This window comes from Parvibaculum sp., assembly GCF_039680535.1.
Classification (GTDB): Bacteria; Pseudomonadota; Alphaproteobacteria; order Parvibaculales; family Parvibaculaceae; genus Parvibaculum.
The window spans coordinates 60,309-66,695 of sequence record NZ_JBDKSS010000010.1; the positions used below are offsets into that span (position 1 = coordinate 60,309).

Below are 6,387 nucleotides of genomic sequence, written 5' to 3' on the forward strand. Positions count from 1 at the left end.
GCTAGCCTCCGCGATAGGTCGAGTAGCCATAGGGGCTCAGGATCAAAGGCACATGATAATGCGAGGTTGCATCCGCGACGCCGAAATGGATGGGGATATTGTCGAGAAATGGCGGCTCCGGTAGTTCGAGGCCGTTCGCGCGCTGATATTCGGCCGCATGGAAGAGGATTTCGTAGCGCCCCACGGTCAGCGCGGCGCTTTCAAGCAAGGTCGCGCGGCCGTCATCGTCCAGAACGAAGCAGAATGGCTCGCTCGCGTCAGGCGCAAGTTTGCGCAACGTGAGCCGAAGGCCCGCCGCGCCAGTGCCCCGGGCGGTGTCGAGTGCATGTACGCTCAGCTTGCCGGCCATTGTCCGATGAACTCTTCTTCGTTATAGGCGAAATAGTCGCCAAGGATCTTGTCCGCGTCGTCGGTGAAGAGCTGACGCGTGATACCTGCGACGAGGCGAGGCAGCGCGAACTTCATGCCCGAAAGGGCCGCTGCCGAAAGGCCGAGGCTCGCCAGCGCGGAATAGTTATAGGCAAAGAGGCCATAGATACGCCCTGCGCTCTCATCGCTTTTCGGCGTGAATTCGAAGGACGGACCGAGATAGGGATGGGCGTCGATCAACGCATTCGCCTTGCCCTCCGGCGGCGTGTAGATGTCGCGCCAGTTCGCGATATCGTCCGCAAGGTTCGCGAGTTCGGGCCTTAGCTTCACGTCGGTGAGCAGGCCCGTGCTCAGAATGATGAAGTCAAAGACGAAGGTTTCCTTCGGCGTTGTCACCTTCACGCCGTCCGGCGTCTCCTCGACGTCGGTCCAAGGCGAGCCGAGATGCAGGCGAAAGCCTGGATAGGCGGCAGCGCGCCCGAATGTGTCGTTGGTCGGCGGCTGGTTGTGGCCGAGGAAGAAGGAGATGCCGGCATATTTGGTCGCGTCGTCCAGCGTCGCGAAATTGCGCAGAAAGCCCGCATTTTCCATGTAGCGGATCGGATTGATGCGCGGCATCTTCTCACGGCGCAGGAACACATGTACCTCGCCGACGCCGAGACCGAGCGCATATTGGGCATTGTCGAAAGCGGAAGCGCCGCCGCCGAGAATGCCGATCTTCTTACCCTTGAGAGCTTCGAAGTCGATCCTCTGTGAGGTGTGGGCATAGCGCGCGGGCGAAACCTTGCCTTCGATGAAGTCCGGCACATGCCATTCGCCGCCACCCTGAATGCCGGTGGCAAAGACGACCTTGCGGGCAAGGATGCTGCCCGAAGCGCCGGAGCCGGAAACGCTCAGGCGGAAGAGTTGCGAACCGGCCGGATCAACCGAGGTGACGCGGGTCTCGTTCTGCACGGGTAGCGCCAGCACATGACGGAACCAGCGCAGATAGCGCATCCATTCCTCGCGGGGAATCTTGACGAGGCTGTCCCAGGCTTCCGCACCGAACTGCGCGGTCCACCACGCACGGAAGGTCAGCGACGGGATGCCGAGATCGGGTCCGGTGAGATATTTCGGCGTGCGCAGCGTGACCATGCGCGCATAGGTGATCCAGGGGCCTTCGAAGCCGGCCGGGTTCTCATCGAGGATAAGAATATTCTCGACTTTTTCCCGCTTGAGGCCGAAGGCGGCGGCGAGACCGCTCTGTCCGCCACCGACAATGACGACATCATATATATGTGTGCCGGAGGCATGGCTCCGCGGCCTGACCCACGGCTTTGCCGGGTAGTCGAGCATGTCGAGATCGGTACGTACCTGATCGGCCAGTCTCGAGAGAGACTTTGCCGCCTCGGGCGTCGGCGCATCGCTGAACGCCGCCTCTGCAATCTTCGTCGTGATTTCATTCATGCGATGTCGAGGTCCTTCAGTCTCAGGCGGGAAATTTCGCCAATCTGCTTGAGCGCCTCCATGCGCTCCGTATCGGCGTCCCGCGCGAGGCGTCGCTCGAACTCGAACAGGATGGAGTCCTTGGTGTTGAGGCGGACGCAGATGATGAAGGGAATGCCGAAACGCTCGCGATAAGCGGTATTGAGCGCGTGGAACCTCGCGAATTCCTCAGGCGACAGGCGGTCGAGCCCGGCGCTGGCCTGCTCAAATGTGGATTCCGTGGTCAGCTCGCGCGCGATGGCGGCCTTGCCGGCGAGATCCGGATGCGCGCGTATGAGCGCCAGCTGCGTTTCGGGTGTTGCCGCATGGATGACCGACATGAAGGCGTTGTGCAAATCCTCTGGTGACGCGAAGGGCCGCTTCGCCCATGTGCCTTTCGCGACCCAGGGCGAATGCTCATAGGCTCCCCCGACGGCGGTGACGAACGCGGCCTCGTCCATGTCGTTTATTTCGGCAAGATTCATCGGTGAACTCGCAAGGAAACTTGCGGCTCGAGGCGTGCCTCGCCGCATCTTGCCTTTCTTCTCGCAATGCTTGTGCCAGCAGCGGGAGCGCGAATTGCTAAGGGATCGCGCCTGCCTGCGCGGTCATCGGCCAAAAGATGGGCAGAAAACTGACCGCTTGGACAATATGTATGCAAAACGACGACGCGCCTCTCGGCGGCGCGCTTCAAAAGCACGCTATGCCGCGTGATCCGCCTTCGTTTCGGCTGGCACGAAAATGGCACTTCTCCGCGAGGGCATCGCTGCGCCCTGAGACCACTTGAGCGGAGATTGCGCGCTGAAAATGACTATGACCGTCCGGTTTCTCTTGAATGGAAAGCCGCGCATTGTGCGGGATGTCGAGGCGACGCGCACGGTTCTGCAGCACCTTCGCGTTCATGAACGGGCGCTCGGCACGAAGGAAGGCTGCGCTGAGGGTGACTGTGGCGCCTGCACGGTGGCGGTCGGTCGGCCCAATGGCGAGGGCGGCTTTGATTTTCGCGCAGTCAATTCCTGCATTCTGCTGACGGCGGAACTCGACGGATGCGCCGTTACGACCGTTGAGGGGCTTGCGGACGCAGGCGACAATGCGCACCCGGCGCAGGCGAAGCTCGTCGAGCATCATGGAAGCCAATGCGGCTATTGCACGCCGGGCATTGCGATGAGCCTCTTTGCGCATGAGCGAGAAGGGCGGAGCGGGGCGACGGACGATATTCACCTGACGCTTTCCGGCAATCTCTGCCGTTGCACGGGGTACCGGCCCATCGTCGATGCGGCCAAAGACATGGTTGCTTGCGGCCGATCCGCCGAATTCGATGCGCGCGAACGCAAATGGCGCGGCGAACTGGATGCCCTGATTGAGGAAGAAGCAGGTGACAAGGCGTTGATCGATATTGCCGGATTCGAAGCACCTGCGGATCTAAGGGAACTCGACCGGCTGCTCGCCAAGCATCCGGATGCGCGGATTCTGGCTGGCGGAACGGACCTCGGCGTCGCGGTGGCCAAGCGTGCTGAAAATCCGGGCCCGCTCATCTCGCTATCCAGGCTCGATGCGCTGAAGATGATTGAGGAAGGCGAGGATGGAGTGGTTATCGGCGCCGCCGTGACCTATGAGGAGGCGCTTCCGACGCTCGATCGCCATTTTCCGGCATTTGCCGGCATTGTCCGCCGCATCGGTTCGCGTCAGGTGCGAAACCTCGGAACGATCGGCGGCAATATCTGCAACGCCTCGCCCATCGGCGACAGCGCGCCCTGCCTGCTGGCGTTGAACGCGGAGGTCGTCCTGCGGTCGGTCGAGGGCCGCCGCAAGATACCGCTGGATAGCTTCTTCGTTGCTTATCGGAAGACGGCTCTCAAGCCGGGCGAGTATCTGGAGGCGATCCACGTGCCCTTTCTGGGCGAAGGCGACGTGTTCCGGGCCTACAAGCTGTCGAAGCGCTACGACCAGGACATTTCCACGGTCTCGGCTGCATTCAGACTGACGATAAACGGCGGACAGATCGTTGCCGCACGTGCTGCCTTTGGCGGCATGGCCGCCACACCTGCCCGGGCCGGTGGGCTTGAGAAGGCATTGGTCGGAGCGACGCCGGAAAGGTCGACGGAGGCGGCAGGGCGGCTCGACGACGATTTCAGACCGCTAAGCGATTTCCGCGGCTCGGCCGCCTATCGGCTCGCTGCGGCGCGAGGACTCGTCGAGCGACTGATGCTCGATGTTGCCGGCGAAGAGACGCCGAGAGAGGTGTGGGCGCTATGAATGTGATCTCCACTTCTTCTCAGGAGGGCGCGCGCATAAAGGGCGGCGTCGGTCAGTCGCTCGCGCATGAAAGCGCAAATCGGCATGTTCGCGGCAGCGCCATCTATGTCGACGACATGCCAGAGACCGAGGGGCTTCTTCACGCCTGGGTCATCCTCTCTGATCGCGCGCATGCAAGGATCGCGAAGCTCGACCTATCGGCGGTGCGCGCGGCGCCTGGCGTCGCCTGTGTTTGCACGGCGGACGATATCCCGGGCGCCAATGATGTTGCGCCAATTCTCGCAGACGAGCCGCTGCTGGCCCGGAATGTCGTCGAATATTGGGGACAGGCTATCGCCATCGTTGCTGCCGAGACGGAAGCGCAGGCGCGTGCGGCTGCGGCGCTCGCCATCATCGAATATGAAGATCTGCCTGCACTTCTGACGATCGACGCCGCGCTTGAGGCGAAGAGCCTCGTCATCAAGCCGATGAGGATGGAACGCGGAGACGTTGACGGCGCCTTCGCCCGGTCGGTGCATAGGCTGGAAGGCGAGGTGCGCGCGGGCGGACAGGATCACTTCTATCTGGAAACGCAGGTCGCTCAGGCCGAACCCACCGAGGAAGACGAGATGCGTGTCATCTCGTCGACGCAGCATCCGAGCGAGGTGCAGCATATCGTCTGCCGCCTCCTCGGCGTTCCTTATGCCGCCGTGACCGTGGAAGTCAGACGCATGGGCGGCGGCTTCGGCGGCAAGGAAAGTCAGGCATCGCAGATTGCAGGCATGGCGGCGGTGCTTGCGCGGCTGTCGCGGCGACCCGTGCGGCTTCGCCTTTCGCGCGACGTCGACATGATGATGACGGGCAAGCGCCATGATGTGCTGGGACGCTTTCGTCTAGGCTTCGACGACGAAGGGCGCATCGATGCCGCGGATATCGTCATTGCGATCCGGGCGGGCAATGTGCCGGACTTGTCGGGACCGGTGTTGCAGCGCGCACTCTGTCATGTCGACAACGCCTATTACCTGCCCAATGTTCGGGTGAACGGCTATGCCTGTAAGACGCACACGGTTTCGAATACCGCGTTCCGTGGTTTTGGAGGTCCTCAAGGCATGATCGTCGCCGAGGCGATGATCGCGCATGTCGCGGCGAAGCTTGGCAGGAGTCTCGATGAGGTGCGGGCCGCGAACTATTACGGTAGCGAGGGGCGTGACACGACGCCTTATGGTCAGCGCGTTACCGACAACAACATGCCGCGCATTCTGAAGGAGATCGAAGAGAGTGCGAGCATTGCGGCGCGGCGCGAAGCTATTGCGGCGTTCAATGCTGCGAATCCGGTCGTCAAGAAGGGCCTGGCTCTCTTTCCGCTGAAGTTCGGTATTTCCTTCAACATGCCGACGCTCAATCAGGCGGGTGCGCTCATCCATGTCTATACGGACGGCAGCGTGCATCTCAATCAGGGCGGCACGGAGATGGGGCAGGGCCTCTATCTCAAGGTGGCTCAGGTTGTCGCCGAATGCTTCCAGATCGATATCGAGCATGTGCGCGTCTCCTCCACGCGCACCGACAAGGTTCCAAATACGTCTGCCACCGCTGCGTCAGCGGGCTCCGACCTCAACGGCATGGCGGCGCTCGCAGCGGCGGAAACCATCAAGGGCCGCATGCGCGATGTGGCGGCGTCGAAGCTCGGTGTCGCGGCGGAAGAAGTGATCTTCGCCGGCGGACGGATCTATGGCGGCCAGAAATCGTTGAGTTTCGCGGAGCTTGCCAAATATTCGTGGCTTGAGCGCGTCTCTCTTTCGGCCGCCGGCTTTTACAAGACGCCGGAAATCCATTTCGACGCAGAGACCTGCACGGGTGAGCCCTTCTATTACTTCACCTATGGGGCATGCGTAGCCGAGGCTGCGATCGACACGCTGACCGGCGAGAACAGGATCTTGCGCGCCGACATCATCGAGGACGTTGGTGCATCGCTCAATCCCGTCATCGATATCGGACAGATCGAGGGCGCGTTCATTCAGGGTATGGGCTGGCTTACCATGGAAGAGCTGTGGTGGGATAAGGAAGGCCGCCTCAAGACGCACGCACCGTCAACCTACAAGATTCCGACGAGCCGCGACATTCCGGTGGATTTCCGCGTGAAGCTTCTCGGCGACGCGCCCAACGCGAAGCCGACGGTTTTTCGCTCCAAGGCAATCGGCGAGCCGCCCTTCATGCTGGCGCTCGCATGCTTCCTCGCGCTTCAGGATGCTGTAGCATCGGTGGTGGGCGCCGAGAAGGCGCTGAAGCTTGAAGCGCCTGCGACGCCGGAAGCAATCCTCC

At 61.9% G+C, this 6,387-nt stretch carries 5 protein-coding genes; 2 read left to right on the forward strand and 3 right to left on the reverse strand.

Annotated features, from left to right (window positions below; genetic code table 11):
- Window position 1: 1 nt before the first annotated feature.
- Genes uraH through uraD form a run of 3 tightly spaced genes read right to left on the reverse strand, consistent with a single transcriptional unit; the run spans window position 2 to window position 2,318 of the window.
- Window positions 2–349: a hydroxyisourate hydrolase gene (gene uraH, locus ABFC66_RS05760; protein ID WP_346740020.1), complete on the reverse strand. Its 348-nt coding sequence runs from the start codon at window positions 347–349 to the stop codon at window positions 2–4.
- Window positions 334–1,815 carry an NAD(P)/FAD-dependent oxidoreductase gene (locus ABFC66_RS05765; RefSeq protein WP_346740021.1) on the reverse strand — a complete coding sequence of 494 codons (1,482 nt, stop codon included), beginning with the start codon at window positions 1,813–1,815 and terminating at the stop codon, window positions 334–336. Before ABFC66_RS05765 ends, uraH begins: the two co-directional genes overlap by 16 nt.
- Entirely contained in the window at window positions 1,812–2,318 is a 507-nt protein-coding gene (uraD, locus tag ABFC66_RS05770) for a 2-oxo-4-hydroxy-4-carboxy-5-ureidoimidazoline decarboxylase (protein ID WP_346740022.1), read from the reverse strand. Before uraD ends, ABFC66_RS05765 begins: the two co-directional genes overlap by 4 nt.
- Before the next feature lie 322 nt (window positions 2,319–2,640).
- Here uraD and xdhA point away from each other — a divergent pair, with 322 nt between their 5' ends.
- Window positions 2,641–4,089: a xanthine dehydrogenase small subunit gene (xdhA, locus tag ABFC66_RS05775; RefSeq protein ID WP_346740023.1), complete on the forward strand. Its 1,449-nt coding sequence runs from the start codon at window positions 2,641–2,643 to the stop codon at window positions 4,087–4,089.
- Window positions 4,086–6,387: xanthine dehydrogenase molybdopterin binding subunit (gene xdhB / locus ABFC66_RS05780; RefSeq protein ID WP_346740024.1), on the forward strand; the 2,302-nt coding region annotated here is incomplete at its 3' end. The genes xdhA and xdhB, both read left to right, overlap by 4 nt.